This is a genomic window from Methanimicrococcus hacksteinii (assembly GCF_032714515.1).
GTDB classification, from domain to species: Archaea; Halobacteriota; Methanosarcinia; order Methanosarcinales; family Methanosarcinaceae; genus Methanimicrococcus; species Methanimicrococcus hacksteinii.
On the sequence record NZ_JAWDKC010000035.1, the window covers coordinates 1 to 655 of the forward strand.

General features: G+C 50.2%; 1 protein-coding gene. It reads left to right on the forward strand.

What is annotated here, in order from left to right; all coding sequences use genetic code 11:
* A partial coding sequence (locus tag MmiAt1_RS09295) for a hypothetical protein (protein ID WP_318786601.1) occupies positions 1-655 on the forward strand: 655 nt, incomplete at both ends.

Below are 655 nucleotides of genomic sequence, written 5' to 3' on the forward strand. Positions count from 1 at the left end.
TTTACTGCAGATGTTACCGGCGGCTCGGGCACTTACAGCTATCAGTGGTATAAAGGAAGCATTGCTTCGGGCAATGAAATCGGTACGGATTCTGCAACTTACTCTATTGCTTCCGCTGCTGCTTCTGATGCCGATACCTATCACGTTCGCGTGATTGACAGCGGCACATACGCTGACGGTTCCGGTACTTTGACTGTTTACGGCTCCGGTACTCATTCGGTTTCCGTGAATAACGAAAATGTGGCTGTCGGTGAACCTGCAACGTTTACTGCAGATGTTACCGGCGGCTCGGGCACTTACAGCTATCAGTGGTATAAAGGAAGCATTGCTTCGGGCAATGAAATCGGTACGGATTCTGCAACTTACTCTATTGCTTCCGCTGCTGCTTCTGATGCCGATACCTATCACGTTCGCGTGATTGACAGCGGCACATACGCTGACGGTTCCGGTACTTTGACTGTTTACGGCTCCGGTACTCATTCGGTTGCCGTGAACAATGCAAATGTGGCTGTCGGTGAACCTGCAACATTTACTGCAGATGTTACCGGCGGCTCGGGCACTTACAGCTATCAGTGGTATAAAGGAAGCATTGCTTCGGGCAATGAAATCGGTACGGATTCTGCAACTTACTCTATTGCTTCCGCTGCTGCTTCTG